Raw genomic sequence first — 21,105 nt, 5'->3', positions numbered from 1 at the left:
ATTGCGCCTTACTTGTTATTTACCGGTCAGCGACTCGTTTCGTGGATGCATCTGACGGCATCCATCGAAGCGTGTCGCGACCGGCCCCGTAAGCAACCCGGCATCGTCGTTTAGTTAAATTCGTTTTTGACGGTGCCGGTGCCGCGAGACTCATTTAGCGAGGACCGTGCCAGCAATGCGCTATCTCAATGCCATCATGGCATCGCACATCAGGCAGGGCGGCCGCGAATCCGCAGATGGATATTTTTGTTTCACTCTTGAACATGGCGGCAGTAGACAGGCTCTATTGATGCGATTGATGCAGCGCATGCTTTTGTCTGCGCAATGCCTTGCTGGTGGCCCGTTCGAGTTTTTTTTCGAACGTGCAAAGTCGCATCGGCGACTTGCGCGTTGAGGGGTTGAGGCACCATTCGTCGGTTGTTTTAAAATTGATTCAGAACTGTTCCATCAACTTGGTGCGCTAGCGAACGCATTTGCTGCGCAGCGCCGCTTGACACGCTTGTACGGCCCGATGGAACGCATGCTGCCTTGCTCAGCATGGCCTTCTAATTGCGCTGGTAATGAATTGAAAACGTTGCGTTGAGTGCACGAACCTCACCTTCTGGCGGATGAGAAGTGCTGCGCTGGCGACCAACCAGCGGAATACGGCGTTCGCGGCCGGGTGCAAGATGGAACCAGTCGAGCGTCGCGCGATAGTGAGGATCGACAATATGAACCCAGCGTGCCAAACGTTTGGCGCTCACTACCAGCTCCCAGTTCTCGTTGCTGGTTTGCTCCGCGCGAACCTCGAGTCCGAGCTCATGGCGCTGCGTGCAAGCGCGTTCGGGGAAGTGGAATGCTTCGGACAACACGGCGCCGCCAGCCTTGTCTCGCAAGGTGATCACGGTGGCATCGTGGGCGCGAGGACCGAATCTATACGCGTAGGTGAAATCGAAGAACTGGCCGAGCAGGTCAGAGGCCTGTATACGTGTCGTGCTGCGTGCTGCGAGCGTTACGTCTCTCGACGCACCGGCCACTTTCGTTACGCCGTCACGAAGGCACGCGAGTTCGAGACGGGCGTCGATAGCGACGGCTGTTTCATTGATCAGATGCACGTCGAGGCCGTCAAGGCCCTCGTCGGTGATGAGGGCCGCTACGGGACACAAAACCTGCGCGAGGCCGTGCCAGGCGCTTTTGGGCGCTCCCAGTGCATCGATTACACCCCAGCCCGCACCCGGCCGAAGGTCCTGCAACTGCCAGACGATCGCACCGGCGCACGACGAGCCATGGCGGCGCCATTCGGAGAAGACGTCGGTCATGACCTCGGCCACGACTGCGCGCGACAAGTCGAGATAACGCTCGGGGTCTTCGTATCGAAGGCGGGCGGGATCGACTTGATAGAGCGTACGCAGGTAGTATTCGCGCACGTCGTCGAAGTCCCAGCCTGCGCCGGGGTCTCGCGGTACGGCGGCTTTCCAGCGTGGTTCATGCGGCTTCGATGCCAGCGGCACGGTGTTGAGCGCGACATCGTCGGGGACGTTGGCGAACGCCAGGCATTCGCTGGCGAACCGGACGTTCGCGCGACGGGCGTCTTCGAGCGGCCGCTGATAAGCGCCCACGCCGTAATAATGCGTGACGCCCTCGCGCGTGGCGAACGGCCACGCGGTGGCCCCAGCGTCTCCAGCGGGCACGCTCGGCGAGTTCATCACGTAAGGCACATCGGTGCGCAAAGCAGCCACGATCGATGGCAATTGCTGCGTGAATAACGTTTGCGCGCGCAGTTCGGGTGGCAGGCCAAGCATGGCCGCTTGCTGGTCGGCTTCACTGCCGCCGCAGAGAACGCCAAGCGAAGCGAAGCGCCGTGTACGCGACAGGAATTGTTCGGCTTCGCGCTGGACACTGGCCGTGAAGGCCGCATCCGTCGGATAGTCGAAATTCGCAAATGCAAAGTCTTGCCAGATCAAAAGCCCGTATTCATCGGCCAATCCATAGAAGTCATCGGACTCGTAGAGCATCGTGCCGCCCACTCGCAAGAGGTTCATGCCGGCGTCGCGGGCGAGCTGGAAAAACGTTTGCGCCTGTTCACGCGAACCGCTGAGCGACACGAGGTCCGCGTGCGTCCAGCATGCGCCGCGCGCAAAAACAGGCACGCCATTTACCACGAGTTGAAAGCCATCACCCGACGGGCCGCGGTCTACGCGCAGTTCCCTGAAGCCGATGCGCCCAAGCTCGATCACTTCATTGTCAGCAAACTCGAGCGCGACGCGATGCAAGGCCGGTTCGCCATGCGTATGCGGCCACCAGCGCGGCGCATCGGCAACGCGCAACGTACCCGCAAGCGTTTGCGTATCGCGCCATTGCAGCGTTATTGATGCATCGTTGCAAACAAGTCGTGCGCGCTGTTCATGTTGCGGATGGACAAACGTAAGCGTCAGGTGAATCAGGCCGTCGTTGCCATCGAGGCTCGAATGCAGGTCCACACGATCGATCGACGTGGCCGATTCACCGAGCAATTCCACTGGCCGCCATGGCCCCACCGCTTGTATCGGCGGGCACCAGCCGGGCATGTGGCCAAGCAGGGTTGTGCGTACGTTGCGCAGCGTGGCTGGCTGAGCGAGCCTTGGCCGCCAGCGCGCGCGAGTGCGTTTGGCTGCGAGCGCGGCGCTCAGCGAACGAAAGCAGAGGTAAAGCGTAGCGTTGCCATCCAGATGCAGGTCGAGATCGTGCGCGACGAACATCGAATCGGAATCGAGCAGTTTCGTATCGTCGAGCCAGACTTCCGAAAGTGTTGCAAGTCCGTGCATGCGCAGCCGGCGCAGCCCTTTTTCGCATAGGACCAGTCGATACCAGTGGTCATCAAAAGCGAATGCGTGCGGGGTTTCCAGATCGAGCTTGCCGGCCTCTCGCCATGCCGATGCAACCGTGCCCGGCACGGGTGCGGCGAGCCATCCTTCGGCACTCAGCGCGGCGGGCGTGGGATATGCGCCGGCACGCGTGGTGAGGCACTCCCAGCCCTCGGACAACAGGCGCGGAAAATAAGCGGACGGCGAAGCACTGGCGCTGGGCGACGGGGCGCTCATGGCGGTTTCCTCGAATGGCGTTGTAACGTGGCGTCGAGGCGACCCACTCTTATAATGTGTAGCCGGCGCGCGGCCGTGGACGCGTCGCTGCTACCTTGTTTTCGGCTGGCCGGCCCGAAACTTTAAGTCTGCCCAAATGGGGCGGCGGGCCAGCGATTGTTGACGAGCCCTCAGCGGATCAATGCCGCAAGCGGTTCCACGATTTTGGCGTAGGACTCTTCCAGCACGTCGAAACACTCGTGACAGGGGTCCCGCCGGCCACGCGCAATGGCGCGCACCAGCCGGAACTGCATCACCATCGACTCCGTCGCGATGCGTTGCGCGGCGTTTGGCATCTCGTCGGGGATGGCGAAACCCCGCTCGCGCATCCAGACGAGATACCGCGACAGGAACTCGAAGTTCGAGCCGAGCTGCCGCATCATGTTGAAGGTGTACAGGTGGAAGTGGTCCGGGCCGCGCTCGAACAGCATCTCGAGATGTTCGGGAAAAGCCGCCCGCCATTGCGTGATCGGATTGCGCGCCGGACGCCGCTGCAAATGCGCAACCAGCAGATCCGCCGATGCTTCCGCCAGCGCCGTGCCGCTCAACGGCGCCCGGGCGCGCTTGCAGAACTCCACATACGGAAATAGTAGCTCGGGACGGCAATCGAGTTCCGGCAGCCGCCGAAACACGCCCTCGTAGTCCTCACCGTCCAGCACGAAGTAACCCGTGTTGTGGAAATAACCAAGCCGGCGCGAGCGCGGATCGATGTAGTCCACGCCGATGGTCGTCTTCGTGTGATCGTTCCGGTATGACGTGGCGCGCGTATCGGGCAGGTAAAACGCATCGACTTCGGCCAGCACCGTGTGGCCGCGCTGGGTCTGCGTGCGCACGCGATCTTCCAGTGAATCGTAAATCGCCAGTTCCTGGACCTGCAAACCATAGAGCTTGTCGAGGTCCTCCAGCGGAAACTTGAAGAACGTGAACTGGTCGCCCTCGAAGTCCTGGGTGACCGTAAACGCAAGCGCTGCGCGCGGATCGAGTCCATAGCCGTGCAGCAGCTCGATCCACAAATCGACGTAGCAATTTGTTTCCGCCCAGACCCTTTCGCCCTGATGCAGCGAGTGCGACTGGTGCTTGCGCACGCGCATGTGAGGCGGGTGCAGTTGCACGACCCGGGCACGCTCGCGGCTGGAACCCGTTGCTCCGCTGCCATGGACGGCAGTCATGACAGTGCCTCAAGTCCGGCGCTGATACGCGATTGCGTATCGCCCCAAAGGAACTCACGTACCTCAGCCGGCCACGCTTTGACGTCGAGGCCGTGATGCCGGAAGAGGGCAAGGGTCGTGCGTTCCATGCCGAAGCCGACGCACGCGGTATGCGCCAGTTCACCGTCCGCCTGGGCGATCTTCCAGATCTCGCCGAAGTGTTCCATGTGATAGTTGAACGACAGGCAGGCGGTCGGACGGTCGGGCGTTGCAACCGGAATCAGCAGTTCGAATTTCAGTTGTTGGGCACGCTGGCTGTCGGCCACGATCTTGCCGCCGCGGCCGAAGAACGGGTCGTTGGCGAGATCGATCTCGAACGGCAGGCCAAGCATTTTCACGAGCAGCGAACCCCGCTCGATCCACTTTTGCCGGAACTCCATGACCTGCTGGGGGCTGCCGAGGCGCACGTATTCGCGCATCCGGAACATCTGCATGCGGCCCGGATCAATGGAGGGTTCATGGCGGAAGCAATACGCAAACACGTCGACAGTCGCACCGTCTTCGGCCAGTGCGCCGCGCTTCGCGATGGTCGGGTAGATCGGGTAGCAGGCCGCTGGCGTCAGGACCAGGCGGGTTGGTTTTTGCTGGTCCATCCATTCGTCGGTGCGTTCTTCTTCGCCTACGGATACGGTCTTTTCGAGCGCTTCCAAGAGCCGATGGTGACCACGATCATTGCCCTGGAACGAGTGGATCGTGCCGGCGAGATCGGGGAAGCTCTTCAGGTATTCGCTGTCCTCGAAGTCGTGGCGGCGCATGGCGGGCGGGAAGCGTAATACTTCAGCTTCCTGGTCGGCGCCCAACAATGTGATCGCGTTGTTCAGGCGGTCGATGACGTCCTCGAATACCTGGCTGCGGCCATACAAGCCGTCTTCGCCGGTGTCGATCAGGATTCCCGCTTCAATCAAACGATCCCGCAATGTGATGTCCGAAGCGTTATAGGTGGATGCTTGTTGAGCATCGGCGGCTGCGATGGCCGCGTGTTCCGTTGCCGTGTTCATGTCCTAGATTCTCCCCGTAGCCGGCGTGCGCTGCGCAAGCAGCAGGTTCGCCGTGTTCAATTGGATGCGGTCGTTGCTGATCATCAGCGGCGCAGAAAATAGATCGCGCAGATGACGCCCGACGCTGTAATCCGTGTTGTTCTTGTAGCCCGCCATGCCGCAGATCATCAGCGTCTCCTGCACGACTTGCAGCGCAGTCGAGGAGATGCTGAGCTTCAGCGTGTTCATGTCGGAGGCGAGACTCAGTGAGGCGCCCAGCGGCGTATCGAAATCGCAGGCCTCCTGTGCGTCGCGCGCAATGCGCTCCGACGAGGCTTCGGTTGCGGCATCGAGTGCAACCTTCAGGCGCGCCTGCATCATGCGTAACTGCGCGACCGCGTCTGCGAGCCGTCCCGCCGAAGGGGGCAATGCACCCGGCTTGCCGCGCGCCTGGGCACGGAAGAACTGGTGCGCGCGATTCACGGCGTCAGCGGTAATGCCGATCCAAACCGACGCCCACAGCGTGTGCGAAACCGGCAACATGCTCTGGTCCGCGATCTGAGCGAACGGCACGGGCAGGATCTGCTCGGCACGGCCCTCGGCGACGAGCCGGAAGCTCTCGCTACAGGTGCCACGCATGCCAAGCGAGTCCCAGCCGCCGCGCTTTTCCAGCACGAGCGAGTCGCGCGGAGCCACGATCAGCACCTGGTCCGACGCACTGGCCTCCGGACTGCGGCGCGCGGTGACCAGGATGCAGTCAGCGTGCTCGCCGTACGAGATGGTCGGTGCGAGCTTCTCGATTCTGAACGCGCCGTCGATCAGTTCGACCGCACAAGCGCTGGTGCGCATGTTGCCGCCAATAGTTTCTTCGGACGTCGCCGAGGCGAGCAGCCATTGCTCGTCTACCAGGCGCGCGATCATTTCACGTTGCCATGGGATTGCGTGGCCCTGATCGACGATGCACGCCACCTGGCTCTGATGCATCGCATAGACCATTGCAGTCGATGAACACGCACGCGCCAGCGTTTCGCAAATTCGCGCTACTTCGGCAAGCGTCAGGCCGGCCCCGCCAAGCGCGGCAGGGATCATCGCGGACAACAGGCGTTCGCGGCGCATTGCCTCGAAGGCTTCTACCGGGAAACGCGCGTCGCGATCGACCGCGGCGGCATGAAGTGCCGCGACTTGCGCCACGCGGCGGGCGGCGGTGAACCATGCGGGCTCGGCCGACGCTTGCCTGACGCCTTCCACGATCTGTGCTGCCACGGCCGCGGCTTCTTCAGCCTTGACTGCTGCAAGGACGGCGATATCCGTCGACGCAGTCATGCTGCGGCCTGCGCCAGTTGCAACTCGGTTACCGCGCCGGCGAGGGAGTTGATCGACGAAAACAGGCGGCGCGTCAGCATGCGGTCGGGGATCTCGATACCGAACTCGTCTTCGACGGCGAGCATCAGATGCACCGTCGCGAGCGATGACAGGCCGGCGGCGTAGAGGTCGGCGTCATCCGCGAGCGAGTCAGCGGGAACGTCGAGCCGGGCGGATTCGGTAAGGATGCGGCGCAATGCGGATTTCATGTAATAGCCCCCCAAAGAAGCGTCACTAAAGGTGTTTCACCTAGGACCGGCCGCTGCCGCTTGATATCGGCTTAGTCGCGTGACCGGAACCGGACTGGTCGTGCAATCGGCAACCTGGCGCGCGTTTGTTTTGAAGCCTGGAGGCTTGTCCCGTGGAAGCGGGCATCAGGCTTTTTTTCAGGCTCTTTCTCGCGGCAGTTCGTCATTTACCGATTGCGGTTCGGTTGACCGTATTTAACGGATTAGCAAGGGGTCGCGTCGGTGCGATGGCGCACGGAAGTTAAGCGGTCTGCGACTTAAGGTATGAACATCGAACAAGCCGGTGTTTTCGGCTTATTCCCTGGCTTAATTTGGAGCAGGACCGGCACATGAACTGGAAAGCACTCGACTTCGAGCAAATCACCGCCAGGGAGCTGTATTTGATCCTGCGGGCGCGAAGCGCTGTGTTCGTTGTCGAACAGTCCCATGTGCATCTGGACCCGGACGGGCGCGATGAAACATCTCTCCATGTGTTTGCAGTCGACGACATCTCGCGGCCGATGCCCGTCATGGCCTATGCGCGCTTGAACGAGGGCAGCACGGGGCCGGCACAGGCGAATGTGGTCATGGTGGACAAAATCCTCACGAGCCCGCTACGGCGCGGTGACGGCACGGCCGCGGCGCTGATTGCGCGTGTTATTGCGGCAGCGGACGAACGGTGGCCCGGGCGTGGTGTGCGCTTGCTGGCGCCGGTCGGCTTGCGCGGTTTTTACGAAGCATTCGGATTTCGCAAGGACCAGGGCCCATTTGTGGAGCGCGGGGTTCGCTTGATCGGGCTGATCCGCAAAAGCCGTCATAACGGCCGGACAAGCCAGTACGCCAGCGACGCGGATTTCGTCGATACGGTCCAGGAAGTTTGAAGATTTTAAGAACGCAGCAGCTCGCGAAGTACGAGTGAAGTCTCAGCAATACGTATCTGCAAGTGCCGAATGTCGGCATTAGACGTTTCCAAATGACACAGAGGACGCGAGTGACGTGCATTGCACGAGCACGACGCCGACCTCTCCTTCACAGGATGTAACGATGTCGAGTGTTTCGATCACGAATGGGCGAGACAAGTCGCCGGACGGGGCCGTCGGGACTTGGAAGACGCCATGGATGGCACAGCGCGAGAAGATGGCGTGCACGCCTGTGCCGTCGCCGGCCGCAAAGGCCGCTCGCGCGGCGAAGCACGCAGCCGATGCCGCGCAGCTAAAGTCGCGCGCGGAACTCAGCCGGCGGCGCCGGATGATGATCGCGCCGTTGGGGTTTGCGGCTCTCACGGCGTTATTGCTCGTGCTGCATCAGAGTCGTGTGCTGGAACTGTTCTATCCGGCGGGTGCCGTCGCGGTCGCTGCGATTCTCTATAAACGCTCACCCGCGCACTATCTTTCGTTTGTCGTGTGGCTATTCTTCCTCACACCTGAAGTGCGGCGCCTGTCTGACTACTTCAACGGCGTCTTCAGCGACCGCAGCCTCATCATGCTCGCGCCGGTCATGGCTGCCGCGCTGTGCGGCGTGAAACTGCTGACTCATTTTCGCGTACTGATGCAGCGGCGTGCGATCCCGCTGACGCTGATCGTGCTCGGCATCTTCTATGGCTATGTGATCGGCATGGTCGGCGCCGGTATTGCGGCGGCGTCCTATACGCTGATCTCGTGGTTGTTCCCCGTCCTGATCGCTTTCCACATCCTCGTTACATGGCGGCAGTACCCCGAGTATCACCGCACAATGCTCAAGACCTTCGTGTTCGGCGGCTTCGTGATTGCGCTGTACGGTGTGTACCAGTACGTCAGTCCGCCGCCCTGGGACGCGTTCTGGTTGCTGCAGTCGGGCATGGTCTCGGAGGGCGTGCCGCTGCCGTTCGGCATGCGCGTCGCCAGCACCATGAATTCGTCAGGCCCCTTCGCCATCGCGATGATGGCTTGCCTGCTGATGAACCTGGCCGCCCGCAACAAGATGGCCTTTCTTGCGGGCGGCCTGGCCGTGCCTGCGCTGATCGGCACCATGTCGCGCAGCGTGGTCGGCGGCCTCGCCATCGGGCTTGTATACCTGTTCGTCATGCTCGACGGCCGCAGCCGCTTGCGGCTGGCGGGCGGTATCGCGGTGATCGTGCTGCTGTGTTCACCGGTTGCCATGATCGACGAAATCTCGGACAAGGCGATAGCACGTTTCTCCACCGTGACCCAGCTCGATAACGACTACAGCTATCAGGTTCGCACCGAGATCTACGACCACTTCCTCTCCGAGATGACGACCAATATTGCGGGTCAGGGTCTTGGCATGACCGGTCTCGGCTCGAAGCTCTCGGGCGATGGATCGTCGAATAACGTCGACTTCGACAGCGGCCTGATGGAGGTGCCGTACGTGCTTGGATGGCCCGGCACGCTGCTCTATGCGGCTGGGCTGCTGATGCTGATACTGCGAGCGTTTGTTGCCAGCTTCGCCAGGAAGAACGATCGCTTCGCCGTGGCCGGTGCAGCCGCCGCGTTCGGCGTGCTGGCCATGATGGTGTTCGTCAATACGCTGATCGGCTCGGGCGGCCTGTTCTTTTTCATCGGCGTGATGTTGCCGGTTGCCGGCTGGCGTTATGCCCGCGAGATGCAACAGCCGGCGCGCACCGCAGCCCTTCGTCCGGCCGCTGGGGCCACGCCGGGTCGTGCGACCACGGGGACCGTCGCGCAGCAGAACATCGCGCTGCCGTCTACGCTGCCGTCCGCGCTGACTTTGCGCACATGAGCGCCGTCGCCGATCGGCCAGATCAGTCCAATCGGCCTGCTGGACCCAGCCAGGTAACGGACAGCACGACTGAACACTCAGTATCCAACGAGGACCGAATGAATCTGCTTATCGTCACCCATACCGTCGGCCGCAACGACGGGCAAGGGCGTGTCAACTACGAGGTCGTCCAGGCGGCGCTGGCCGCGGGCCATTCGGTCACGCTGCTCAGCACCAAGGTCGACGAAACATTGAGCCAGCATCCGCGCGTCACCGTTGTTCGCGTGCCCGCAAGCCGGGTGCCGACGCGCTTGCTGCAATACCAGATGTTCGCGTTGCGTGCCGCTGCGTGGATTCGTGCGCATCGTCACGAGTTCGACGTGGTGCAGGTCAATGGCTTTATCGCGTGGACAGAGTCGGATGTCAACGCCATCCACTTCGTCCACACCGGCTGGTATAAAAGCGGCTATTACCCGTTTCACTTGACCGGCGGAATGTACGCCGCGTATCAGCTGTTGTTCACGCGGCTCAATGCGTGGTGCGAGCGCTGGGCGTTCAGGCATGCACGCGTGCTGGTGCCGGTATCGGAGAAAGTGAGTTCGGAGCTTGTATCGCTTGGCATGTCGCGCGACAAAATCCGCGTGATCCATAACGGCGTGGATAACGTCGAGTTCTCGCCAGGCTTGTCGCTGACATCGCAGCGCGAGCGTTTCAAGTTGCCAGAGGACCCGTTCATGCTGCTGTTCGCCGGCGACTTGCGCAACGCGCGCAAGAACCTCGACACCGTGCTGCGTGCGCTCGTGAAGTGTCCGTCCAACGTACATCTTGCGGTGGCCGGGGGGGTGGCGAACAGTCCGTATCCGGCAATGGCGGCCGCGCTCGGTGTGGCGGATCGCGTGCATTTTGTCGGCATGATCCGCGATATGCCCACGCTGATGCGTTGCGCTGACGCGTTCGTTTTCCCGTCGCGTTATGAAGCCATGAGCCTCGTGCTGCTCGAGGCGCTTGCTTCCGCGTTGCCGGTGATTACCGTGCACACGACCGGCGGCGCGGAAGTGGTCACCGAAGAGTGCGGCATTGTGCTGGACGATCCCGACAATGAAACCTCACTCGCCAAAGCCATCTCGCTGATTGCATCAGACCCGCTGCGTGCCCGCGAAATGGGACAGGCGGCTCAGGCGCTGGCCGCGACGTTGTCCTGGCAGACCATGGCAGCCCGCTATCTCGCGCTGTTCGAAGACATTGCAAAAACGCGCAAGGCCGCTCGCCGCAACGCGCGTGTTCGCCAAGAAACTGTATCGGTTAAGACATGAATGCCGCCATCAAATCGACAACCATGCGTGCAAGCACGACCACTCCCACCGCAGACCGGGCACCGAAGGCTAACGGTGCGAATAAACCTTTGAATCCCGCTTCAGGCAACGCTTCGAAGGATGCGTCGAACCCGCCGTCAAAGCCGCGGATCATCGACTCGCTGCAGATCGGCATGAACTGGTTCGACGAACGTCCCGGTGGCCTCGACCGCGTGGTCAGCGCGCTGATCCAGTCGCTGCCCGCTCAGGGCGTGACGGTGCGAGGGCTCGTAGCAGGAAGCGAAAACGTGCGGACATCGACACATGGCGTGGTGACGCCGTTCGCCGCACCCGACGCATCCATGGCCAAGCGTGTAATCAGCTTGCGGCGTGCCGCCGTCGAGCTGCGTGACGCCCGTATGCCCGACGTAGTCGCCGCGCATTTCGCGTTGTACGCAGCGCCCGTACTCGGCAAGTTTCCACGCGTACCGAAGGTGATCCATTTCCACGGACCTTGGGGCGATGAGTCGGCGCACGGCGCGCGCAACCAAGCGAATGTGATGCTACGGCGTGCAGTTGAACGGCACGTTTATCAGCGCGGCAATCTGCACATCGTGTTGTCTCAGGCTTTTGGCGATGTATTGCAAAAACAGTACGGCGTAAATGCACGCACCATCCGCATCGTGCCGGGTTGTGTTGATGTCGACCATTTCAGCTCCGGCATCGACCGGCGTGCCGCGCGGACTGCGCTCGGACTTCCGCAAGACCGGCCCATGCTTTTCTGCGTGCGCCGCCTCGTCTCGCGCATGGGCCTGGAGGACCTGATCGACGCCATGTTCATCGTGCGCCAGCAAGTGCCCGACGTGTTGTTGACCATCGCGGGCAAGGGGCCGCTGACGGCGGCGTTGCAGGCGCGTATTGACTATCGGGGCTTGTCGCAGCACGTGCGTCTCGCGGGGTTCGTACCCGACGAAGCGCTGCCGCTCTGGTATCGCTCGGCCGATGTGTCGGTCGTGCCGACAACGGCGCTGGAAGGCTTCGGCCTGACCACCATCGAGTCGCTCGCAAGCGGCACGCCGGTGATCGTGACGCCCGTGGGCGGTTTGCCCGAAGCGGTCGCTCCGCTGAGTCAGGAGTTGGTGCTCGAATCGGGCGGCTTTCAGGCGCTGGGAGCAGGGCTCGCCGGTGCATTGCTTGGCAAGCGGGTGCTGCCCAGTGAAGCTGAGTGCCGTGCGTATGCGCGCTCCCACTTTGATCTGCCGGTGATCGCAGCGCAGACCGCCGCGGTGTATCGCGAAGCTATCGACTCGTACTGAATGAGAGAGCTGTAACCGAGTTACCAGCAGTCAACAGCAAGAAGGAAGAAGGGCCCCGGCGCCCCAGGCGCCGCTCAACCTCGGACCAGACCCAGTCATGAAAATCGTTCACCTGGCCACGCATGCCCAATGCGTCGGCAACGGCACCGTCAACGCGATGGTCGATCTCGCGTGCATGCAGGCACGCGCCGGACACGAAGTCGCGGTCGCTTCATCGGGCGGCGCCTTCGAGTCGTTGCTGCGGCGCCATGGCGTCACGCATTCGCTGCTGCAACAGTCGCGCCAGCCGTGGCGTGTGCCGGCCATGGTCGCGGGGTTCGGCCGGTTGATCGAGCGCTTCAATCCCGATGTCGTGCACGCGCACATGATGACCGGCGCGTTGATCTCGCGCTTCGGCAGCATGCGCCGCCGCTTCGCGCTGGTGAGCACCGCGCATCACGATATCCAGAAGAGCGGCTCGTTGATGCGTTTTGGCGATCGTGTGATCGTGGGAAGCCATGCGGTGGGCGACGCCATGCTGGAACGTGGCCTGCTGGCGGACACTTTGAGCGTGGTGAAGAGCGGGACGATCGGTTCCCCGCGTTTTTCCGGACGACCGCTGCCGCGGCCATTGCAGTTGCAGCATCCGAACGTGGTGTGCGTGGCAGCGATGTTCGAGCGCAACGGCATTGCTGACGTGCTGCACGCATTTGCACATGTGCGGCAGACACAAGACGCGCAACTGTATCTTGTGGGAGATGGACCTGAGCGCGGGATGATGGAAAGTCTTGCGGAACAACTTGGTATTGCGAACCATGTTCAATTCACAGGGTTCGTCGCAGATCCCCGCGCGTATTTCGCGGAAGCCGATGTCTTCGTGTTCGCCGCGCATCAGGCACCCGCACCGCTGGTGATCAGCGAAGCGCGGGAGGCGGGTTGTGCGATCGTCGCGACGAAGGTGGGTGGCGTTCCCGAGATGCTGGAAAACGGCAGTGCAGGCGTGCTCGTTGAGCCGCAGGATCCGATGCAACTGGCAGCCAAAATGGGATGGTTGCTGATGGATTCGCCAATACGTGCACAATATGCCGCGCGTGCGAAGCGAGATCTGGAGCGGTTTTCGGTGCAGCGCGTGTGCGCGGAACATCTAGCGGTCTATGAGCAAGCGATTTCCCAGTGTGAACAGCGGCAGAACCGCCCGTCGACACGGCGTGCACCGGCGGCTTGATGGGGGGATATCCCGGCGCTCGCCGATTCTCGACCGCTTGGTTGTGCATTAGTCGTTTGTGACACGGTAGATTGAAAAAGGGCGATCAAGATAACCTGATCGCCCTTTTTAACGAACGCTGCCGACGAACGCGCGTTTCAATCACCCCGCGAATTCACGTTCCACGCTTTCCAGCCGCTGTGCATGATCGCGCTTGGCCAGCGTCGCGCCGCTGCGCGCTGCGCCCCAGCGCTGCAGCGCGGTTGCCTCGCGATGGACGAAGCGGGCACGCGCGAGATTGACCCAGCCCAGGCATGCGCCGTGTCCCACGACGGTGAGCCACAGCAAGGCCACGCCCCTGCGCGCACCTTGATACTCGTCACGCACGATCAGATGCAGGTTATACGACTCGTTTTCGATCGCGGCCCAACTCCGGCTGCCACGCACGGCGCGTGCATCTTCGTCGAAGCGTTGTGCCGGATAGTGATCCACTTCCACCGCTGGATCGTAAACAAGGCGCCAGCCCGCACGCCGCACCGCTGACGCGAACGCCATGTCGTTGTTGACCTGCGCACCGGTGCCGCGCAGACGTGTATCGAAGCGAATGGCATTACCGCTGATCGCGCTCATGCGATAGCTCATGTTTGCGCCCTTGAGGAAGTCCACGTCACGCGCGGCCCCCACGCCCAGATGATGATTGCCGATCGCGCGGCCCGGGAATTGCCAGCGGCCCACGTCCGGCTCGGCGGCATCGAGCGTGGCGCCAGCTTCATGCACCCAGTCGCGGCCGCCGACGCCACCTACATCCGGCGAATTGGCGAAATGGTGTTCGATGCATTCGAGCCACGTCGGGCGTGGCGCGGCGTCGTCGTCCGTGATGGCCACGATGTCGCCAGTGACTGCGTCGAGACCCGCGTTCAACGCAGCAACCTGGCCACCCTGTGCGACTTCCACCTTGACGAGCGGCAGGCGCGCGCGCGACTTTTCGATCACGAGCCATGCTTGCGTTTCTTCGTCGGCACCGCGGCACACCACCAGTACTTCGTCCGGTGCGCGCCGTTGCCGCGCGAGCGCATCAAGGCAGCGAGCGAGATCCGAGGTTCGACGATAAGTGGGTACGAGTACGGTGATCTTCATGTTGTATGGCGCGTCCTTCCGGGCTGTATCGGCGAATGTAGGCGATTGCATGTGAAACCGTGCGCGCGCTGTGGGCAACGCCTTTGGGTCCGTGCGCGCGCAAGTTGTGCAGCAGGTTGTGAGCCACGGCAAGCGTCAGGAACAGCGCGGCTTTCGGGCGGTTGCGTTCGAACCACCGGTAGCGTTTATGCGTCACGTAGATGCGCGACGCTTCAACGAACGCCGCGTAGTAGTCGCGATTCACCGTCGACGGAAAATGCGAGTTGAACACTTCCGGCAGAAGCCGGACCGCGCATTTTCCCTGCAGCGTGGCGCGCATGACGATATCGACTTCGTCATAACCGTAGACCAGATGTTCGTCGAAGCGAATCAGCTTGAAGAGCCAGGCGGGGAAGACGGCGCTGTTGATGACGACGGTGTCGTGGTGATCGCGAGTGCGGTAGGGCCGCGCCTGGAAACCGAGGAACGTAGTTGCGTTTGCATAAACGCGCTCTCCGCGATTTAGTTCGTATCCCGTAACAATCAGCTTTTCCGGATGTTGGCCGCCATGCTGCAGCGACTCGGCCATTTGACTGAGGAAGTCTGTGCTGAGCGTGGCGTCGTCGTCGATGAATGCCACGTGTGTGCCGGTCACCGCGCCGAGCGCGCAGTTGCGGTTCGCGCCAAGGCCGCGGCGGGGTCCTTCCAGGAAGACAGCGCGCGGAAAGTCAGCGGCAATCATTTCACGCGTGAGCGTGTCGGTGCTGTCGTCCGACACCACGATCTGGTGCGCCGGATACGTTGAGGCTTCGACCGAACGCAATGCACGAGCGAGGTCCCCGGGACGATTGCGCGTGCAGATACATACCGAGAAGCGGGGCGCATCAGACGAACTGAGTTGGTGAACAGCGGTGACCATGTGTTTTCCCCGGCATTTTCTTGTTCTGTGCCGCGCGTCCAGGACACGGCTTGAATGCCCTATTTGACTCGGCAATGAAAAAGCCGTCTGTTGGTCATCGAACATCGAGGGATAACGGTGGCGGGGAAATGCTTGCGATGGCGGAAATATCAGGGTGTGCTTGTGCAGTGTGTGCGGGCGCACTGATTCATCAGCGTAGTGAAAGTGTAATGCGCAGACAACTTAATAACGATGCTCTTCGGGACGCAACATCGAGATGACGCCTGTAATTTTCGACCACTGCTTTGGCTGGTTACACGAGGGTGAACCAGCGGGCAACCTGAGCGCCACGCGCGGCGTGGTGCTCTGTCAGCCTTTCGGCCGCGAGGCGATGTGGGTCCACAAGGGCTGGCGCGTGTTCGCCGAAGCCCTCGCGGACTCAGGCGCGCCGACGCTTCGCTTCGACTACGCCGGCACGGGCGACTCGGCGGGCGAGTCGGAAGATGGCGAGCAGATCGAGCGGTGGTTGAGAAGCATTCGTTCGGCAATCGCTTATTTGAAAGAATCGACCGGGGTCACACAAGTGGTCCTGTGTGGCCTGCGTCTGGGCGCCACGCTCGCCGCGCTGGTGGCGGCCGAGGAAGAAGTCGATCAACTGGTGCTGCTCGCCCCGGTGTTGTCGGGCAGGCAATACTTGCGTGAGTTGCGTCTGCTGCAGCAGAACTGGCTTGAAACAGGCGGCATTCATGTTGAACCCCCGCCCGCCGATGCCGCCTACGCGGAGGTGGTAGGACATCGCCTGATCGCATCGAGCGTTGCAACGCTGAGCAAGTTCGATTTGCTGCGGGACGCGCGACTGGCCGAACGGGCGCCGCGGCGCTTGCTCGTACTCGATTCTTACGATCCCTCACGCTCGAAGAAGCTCGTCGAGGCTTGCAGCGCCGCCGGAGCGGACGCGCAGTTCGAGGCCTTCGACGAATGCGCCGCATTCATGCAGGAATCCGGCGTGACCGAGACACCCCGGCAGGCGATAGCGCGCATTGTCGAGTGGTTGGGCGTAGCCGAGCCGGCTGAATCGACGGCGGCTGAATCGACGGCGACCGCATCGATCGCCGAGCGACGCGGCCCCCCTGTCTTGACTGCCGACGGAGTGCGCGAAACGCCCGTGATCTTCGACAACGGCCGTCTGTTCGGCATTCTGTGTGAACCGGAAGAGGGCACGCAGTCGCGCCGCTCGGTCGTGTTCGTCAACCCGGGCGCGACCCATCGGATAGGCGACGCGCGCATCTCGGTCACGCTCGCCCGCCGGCTTGCGCGCCAAGGCTATGCGTCGTTGCGATTCGATGTCGGCACGCTGGGCGACAGCGCCGCCGTTGTCGACAAACGTCCGCTCTCCTTGCTGTTTTCTCGCGCCAGCTGTGACGACGTGGTGAGCGCCGCCGCGTTCCTGGCCGCGCGAGGTTTCGATGACGTCTCGTGTTTCGCGGTCTGCTCGGGCGCATACATTTGTCTGCACGCGGCGCCTGTCAGTCCCCATATTCGTTCGCTGGTGCTCGTGAACGCGCCCAAGTTCGGTTTCCCGGAAGACCCCATGTCGTTCGCCGTGAACGACAACCGGCCGAAGACGGCGAGCAGCACCTTCATTCGCTCCTTCAAGACGATGAGTAAATGGAAGCGCGTGTTGCGTGGCCAACGGCGCCTGGCGCCGGTCGTGAAGGAGCTGGCGCGGCACCTGAGCGCGCGCCTGAAGGCCAGTGTGGCGTATTTCGCTGAACGGACAATCGGAGTGGATTCGGCGGGTTCCCGGGTGCGCGCGATGGTTCGGGGCCTGGGTGAGCGCGACGTGAAGGTCCGCTTCGTCTACGGCGCGGGAGATCCGGGCATGGACGAGTTCGCTGTGTTTTTCGGTGCGCACGGACGGCGGATGCGCAAGTGGCGCAATGTGGAAACCATTCATCGCGACTCCCTTGATCACGCATGCTTTTCGTATTCGGCACGCGAGGAAATGATGGCGTCGTTCCTTCGATTTGTGCAGGGAGAGCCGCCACAAGCCGCGCGTGGCGGTCTTGGCTGGGCACGACTGCGTGCACTACGGCCGCGTTTCACAGCGCGTGCCGGCCGCCCCGACGAGATGCTTACAGACATGCGTGCCGGCGCGCTCGAATCGCGATGAAACGAAAGAACGCAAGGAATTGCAAGAGATTGAAAGCCGCAGCGCCATGCGTTCGTCGGCGTACAGACCCTGATGTTGCGGCCCTTTACGCTGGCACCTGATTCGTCTGACCTTCGGGCAGGCCCCCACTGCGTGCACTTGAATTTGCATTTCCCGTGCGCTGCAACGCGCCGGCATCCACCGCAAGATGTGCCGCGGTGCCTTGATTCGTCCTGTGTGAGTTTGTTGTAATCGGCCCGTGGCTCAATGGAAAAAAGTCTTCTCAAGAACATAGCGATCAATTTCACCGGGCTCATCCTGCCCGTGTTCGTCTCGCTCGCGACGGTACCCGCCTATATACATGGCATGGGGATCGAACGCTATGGCGTCATCAACCTGGTGTGGGCGTTGATCGGTTATTTCAGCGTGCTCGATCTCGGCATTTCGATGGCGACCGAAAACCACATCGCCAAGGCGCGCCAGTCCAACGACGGCACGATCGAGCGAATCTTCTGGAGTGCATTCTTTCTCAACCTTGCGACAGGTTTTGCCGGCGCGGTGCTGATCTGGTTCGGCGCGTACGTGTACGTCGTGCATATCGCGACCATAGAGCCGGTGTTCCAGGCCGAAGTGCTGCATGCATTGCCGTGGATTGCGGTGGCTGTGCCCATTGCCAACATCTCGTGGGTGTTCAGCGGCGCGATCGGCGGCATGGAAAAGTTCGCGCTGTTCAATACGAACCAGACCATCGGCACGTTCCTGTTCCAGTTGCTGCCACTGGCCGCGTTGTACTTGATCTCGCCGTCGCTCGCGGTGGTTGTGCCGGCAGCCGTCATTGCGCGGTTTCTGGCGGCCTTGCTGCTTGGCTACGGCACGTTCCGTGCAATAGGCATCAAGCGCATCTTGAAGCCGGAATGGCCGCTGATTCGAGAACTCTTTAATTATGGCCGCTGGCTGCTGCTGTTCTCAGGCGCAAACATGATCGCAACAACACTCGACCGGGTGGTGATCGGTTCCATGCTCGGTGCCAAGTACGTGGCGTATTACGCCACGCCGCAAAACCTCGTCACGCGCATGAACCTGTTGCCGAGCGCCATGTTGCGCACGCTGTTCCCGCGCTTTTCAGCCTCCGCAAGCGATCACGCCGATGAACTCTCGCATCAGGCGCTCGCGTTCCTGAACTGCGCGTTCACGCCGTGCGTGGTAGTCGCGTTGTTTGCCCTGGCGCCGTTCCTGAACATCTGGCTCGGCCATGAGATGGGAGTTCAGTCGGCGCCTGTCGGACGCATCCTTGTGATTGGCGTGTGGCTCGCGGGACAGTCGAGCATCATCGGTGTGCTCATCCAGGCCAAGGCCAATCCGGCGCAGGTCGCGCGGGTCGGCTGGATTGGTTTGCCGGTTTTCGCGCTCGTGCTGTGGCTGAGCATTCGCTGGTACGGCCTGCTGGGCGCAGGTGTGGCGGTGGTTGCAAAGGCGTTCTTCGACTATGCGGCGTTTCTTTATTTTTCGAAACTCAACGCACGGCCGATCGTGCGGAACATGGCCGGACATCTGGCTTTCCTGGTGGTTGCCACCGTGTGCGCCGACTCCATGGACTCACTCAGCGGCATGGCCGCGATTGCTATCGCGCTGATCGCCGGCAACCTCGCATGGTCATTGTGCGAATCGAGCGAACTGCGCGAGGTCGTCTTGCGGCTCCGGCAAAGATTGCTGCCTGACGCGGGTAACGCGGGGTGAGGGCGAATAAAGTGCCTTGAACGGTAGATTGACTGAATAGCGTGCGGGCGTTCGCACGCGCACACAAAAAAATAGATTTGCCTGCTTAAATAGCGCATCAATCGATGCGTGTTTTTCACGCGTCCGCACCCGTAAGACGCGTTCGGCCCCCAATCAGCTTCAACGCTTCAGGAGTCATCGTGGACGTGTCCTCTTATCCGCTTGCCGGTGCTGCCAAGACGGGCGCCGTGAGTGTTCGCGTGCAGCCTGTCATTCTCGCCGGCGGGTCCGGCACGCGTCTGTGGCCGTTGTCGAGGCAGCAGTTCCCCAAGCAACTCATCGAGCTCATGGGCTCGGAATCGCTGCTCGAAGCCACGCTGCGCCGTCTTGACGGACTTGATGGGGCAACGCCGGGCCGCGACACGGCGCACTTCGCGACCGCCGATGAACTGATCGTGGTCTGCGGTTCGGAACACAAGTTGCTGACTGCGCAGCAGATCGAGCGTAATGGCCGTCGAGCGCGCATTGTGCTCGAACCGTGCGCCCGCAATACCGCGCCGGCGCTTACGCTCGCTGCGTTGGCAGCCGTGGCTGCCGGATCTGGCGACGACCCCGTCATGGTGGCCATGCCTGCTGATCACGCCGTGTCCGACCTTGATGCGTTCCGTTGCACGATCGCCAAGGCGATCGAACACGCCGCAAGTGGCGCGCTCGTTACCCTTGGCATCGTGCCGGACAAGATCGAAACAGGCTACGGCTATATCAAGGCCGGCGCGGCCTTGGGAACTGCAGATGACGGCGCCCCTCAAGCGCGGGTACTCGAACGGTTCGTCGAAAAGCCGCGGCGGGAAATTGCCGAACAGTATCTGGCGTCCGGTGAGTACTGGTGGAACAGCGGCATTTTCGTCTGCCGCGCCTCGGTCTGGCTCGCCGCCATCGAGCACTTCGAGCCCGCCATTCACGCCGCTTGCGTGATCGCGTTCGAACGTGGCCTGCATCAGGACGGCTTCACGCAACTCGATGTCGAGGCGTTCGAAGCGTGCCCATCCGATTCAATCGATTTCGCCGTCATGGAGCGCATTGCGCACGAGCCGCGTTTTCCGGGCGTCGTGGTGCCGCTCGCCGCCGGCTGGTCCGATGTCGGCGCGTGGGACGCGGTATGGGACATGTCGAACAAGGACGACGACGGCAACGTGGCTCGCGGCCGTGTGATCTTCGAAGGGTCGGCAGACAGTTTCGCGCATTCCGATGGCCGGCTGGTGGCGTGCGTCGGCGTGACGGGTGTAGTGGTCGTGGAGACCGCGGATGCGATCCTGGTGGCATCGAAGGATCGCGTGCAGGAAGTAAAGGCGATGGTCGGGCGCCTGAAAGCCGCCAAAGGCGCCGAGGCGCAGGATCATCGCAAGGTACAGCGGCCTTGGGGTTTCTATGACTCCATCGATCACGGCGAGCGCTTTCAGGTGAAGCGTATCGTGGTGACACCGGGTGCACGCCTGTCGTTGCAGATGCACCATCATCGTGCGGAACACTGGATCGTCGTGCGCGGCACGGCGCTCGTCACTCGAGGGGAAGAGACCTTTCTGCTGAGCGAAAACCAGTCCACATTCATTCCCCTCGGTACCAAACACAGGCTTGAAAACCCCGGTAAAACGCCGCTCGAAATGATCGAGGTGCAATCGGGGACGTATTTGGGCGAGGACGACATCGTGCGTTTCGACGATCAGTACGGACGCGTAACCGAGAAGAAAACAGCAGGCTGAACACCGGTGAGGGTAGGGCGATTTGCCGGGCAACGAGCATGAAGACCGGGTATTACGAAGCACTTAAATCAAAGGTATCAAG

At 61.9% G+C, this 21,105-nt stretch carries 16 protein-coding genes; 9 read left to right on the top strand and 7 right to left on the bottom strand.

Features of this window, described 5'->3' with window-relative positions:
- The first annotated feature begins 175 nt into the window (after window positions 1–175).
- A complete protein-coding gene (locus tag BSU04_RS44170; protein ID WP_089166471.1) occupies window positions 176–394 on the top strand; it encodes a hypothetical protein in 219 nt (72 codons plus the stop codon).
- A 151-nt stretch (window positions 395–545) separates the two neighbouring features.
- Here the strand turns inward: BSU04_RS44170 and BSU04_RS44165 are convergent, their stop codons facing one another.
- The 5 genes from BSU04_RS44165 to BSU04_RS44145 all read right to left on the bottom strand — a co-directional run bounded on the left by BSU04_RS44165 (window position 546) and on the right by BSU04_RS44145 (window position 6,854).
- Window positions 546–3,059, bottom strand: coding sequence for a glycosyl hydrolase 2 galactose-binding domain-containing protein (locus tag BSU04_RS44165; protein ID WP_089166470.1), 2,514 nt, complete (start codon window positions 3,057–3,059; stop codon window positions 546–548).
- A 170-nt stretch (window positions 3,060–3,229) separates the two neighbouring features.
- On the bottom strand, window positions 3,230–4,189 hold the full coding sequence (locus tag BSU04_RS44160) for a DUF1839 family protein (protein WP_256983950.1): 960 nt from the start codon (window positions 4,187–4,189) through the stop codon (window positions 3,230–3,232).
- Window positions 4,190–4,263: 74 nt separating this feature from the next.
- A complete protein-coding gene (locus tag BSU04_RS44155; protein ID WP_089166468.1) occupies window positions 4,264–5,304 on the bottom strand; it encodes an amino acid--[acyl-carrier-protein] ligase in 1,041 nt (346 codons plus the stop codon).
- A 3-nt stretch (window positions 5,305–5,307) separates the two neighbouring features.
- Entirely contained in the window at window positions 5,308–6,606 is a 1,299-nt protein-coding gene (locus tag BSU04_RS44150; RefSeq protein WP_089166467.1) for an acyl-CoA dehydrogenase family protein, read from the bottom strand.
- Window positions 6,603–6,854 (bottom strand): acyl carrier protein, encoded by a 252-nt coding sequence (locus BSU04_RS44145; protein ID WP_089166466.1) that lies wholly within the window; start codon window positions 6,852–6,854, stop codon window positions 6,603–6,605. Before BSU04_RS44145 ends, BSU04_RS44150 begins: the two co-directional genes overlap by 4 nt.
- A 368-nt stretch (window positions 6,855–7,222) precedes the next feature.
- Here BSU04_RS44145 and BSU04_RS44140 point away from each other — a divergent pair, with 368 nt between their 5' ends.
- From BSU04_RS44140 to BSU04_RS44120, 5 genes are all read left to right on the top strand, one after another.
- Complete coding sequence (locus BSU04_RS44140) at window positions 7,223–7,753, top strand: GNAT family N-acetyltransferase (protein WP_089166465.1); 531 nt, start codon at window positions 7,223–7,225, stop codon at window positions 7,751–7,753.
- Window positions 7,754–7,916: 163 nt separating this feature from the next.
- Window positions 7,917–9,611 carry an O-antigen ligase family protein gene (locus BSU04_RS44135; RefSeq protein WP_144021552.1) on the top strand — a complete coding sequence of 565 codons (1,695 nt, stop codon included), beginning with the start codon at window positions 7,917–7,919 and terminating at the stop codon, window positions 9,609–9,611.
- A 98-nt stretch (window positions 9,612–9,709) separates the two neighbouring features.
- Window positions 9,710–10,903: a glycosyltransferase family 4 protein gene (locus tag BSU04_RS44130; protein ID WP_089166463.1), complete on the top strand. Its 1,194-nt coding sequence runs from the start codon at window positions 9,710–9,712 to the stop codon at window positions 10,901–10,903.
- Window positions 10,904–11,076: 173 nt separating this feature from the next.
- Window positions 11,077–12,198, top strand: a complete 1,122-nt coding sequence (locus tag BSU04_RS44125; RefSeq protein WP_256983949.1) for a glycosyltransferase family 4 protein — start codon at window positions 11,077–11,079, stop codon at window positions 12,196–12,198.
- Between the two features lie 97 nt (window positions 12,199–12,295).
- Window positions 12,296–13,402, top strand: a complete 1,107-nt coding sequence (locus tag BSU04_RS44120) for a glycosyltransferase family 4 protein (protein ID WP_089166462.1) — start codon at window positions 12,296–12,298, stop codon at window positions 13,400–13,402.
- A 141-nt stretch (window positions 13,403–13,543) separates the two neighbouring features.
- On the opposite strand, the gene BSU04_RS44115 is transcribed toward BSU04_RS44120, so the two are convergent.
- Together BSU04_RS44115 and BSU04_RS44110 are read right to left on the bottom strand one after the other, a co-directional pair.
- Window positions 13,544–14,518, bottom strand: a complete 975-nt coding sequence (locus tag BSU04_RS44115; RefSeq protein ID WP_089166461.1) for a glycosyltransferase — start codon at window positions 14,516–14,518, stop codon at window positions 13,544–13,546.
- The gene (locus BSU04_RS44110) at window positions 14,457–15,416 is read right to left on the bottom strand and encodes a glycosyltransferase family 2 protein (protein ID WP_179258645.1); all 960 of its coding nucleotides are present in this window, start codon (window positions 15,414–15,416) and stop codon (window positions 14,457–14,459) included. The genes BSU04_RS44115 and BSU04_RS44110 overlap by 62 nt, the downstream gene beginning before the upstream one ends.
- Window positions 15,417–15,672: 256 nt before the next feature.
- Here BSU04_RS44110 and BSU04_RS44105 point away from each other — a divergent pair, with 256 nt between their 5' ends.
- The 3 genes from BSU04_RS44105 to BSU04_RS44095 all read left to right on the top strand — a co-directional run bounded on the left by BSU04_RS44105 (window position 15,673) and on the right by BSU04_RS44095 (window position 21,023).
- The gene (locus BSU04_RS44105; RefSeq protein ID WP_089166459.1) at window positions 15,673–17,568 is read left to right on the top strand and encodes an alpha/beta fold hydrolase; all 1,896 of its coding nucleotides are present in this window, start codon (window positions 15,673–15,675) and stop codon (window positions 17,566–17,568) included.
- 246 nt (window positions 17,569–17,814) lie between these two features.
- Window positions 17,815–19,284, top strand: coding sequence for a flippase (locus BSU04_RS44100; RefSeq protein WP_089166458.1), 1,470 nt, complete (start codon window positions 17,815–17,817; stop codon window positions 19,282–19,284).
- A gap of 104 nt (window positions 19,285–19,388) precedes the next feature.
- On the top strand, window positions 19,389–21,023 hold the full coding sequence (locus BSU04_RS44095; RefSeq protein WP_089166457.1) for a mannose-1-phosphate guanylyltransferase/mannose-6-phosphate isomerase: 1,635 nt from the start codon (window positions 19,389–19,391) through the stop codon (window positions 21,021–21,023).
- Window positions 21,024–21,105: the final 82 nt, after the last annotated feature.

The organism is Caballeronia sordidicola (genome assembly GCF_002220365.1).
GTDB lineage: Bacteria > Pseudomonadota > Gammaproteobacteria > Burkholderiales > Burkholderiaceae > Caballeronia > Caballeronia sordidicola_C.
This window is presented reverse-complemented; position numbering and strand designations above follow the sequence as displayed.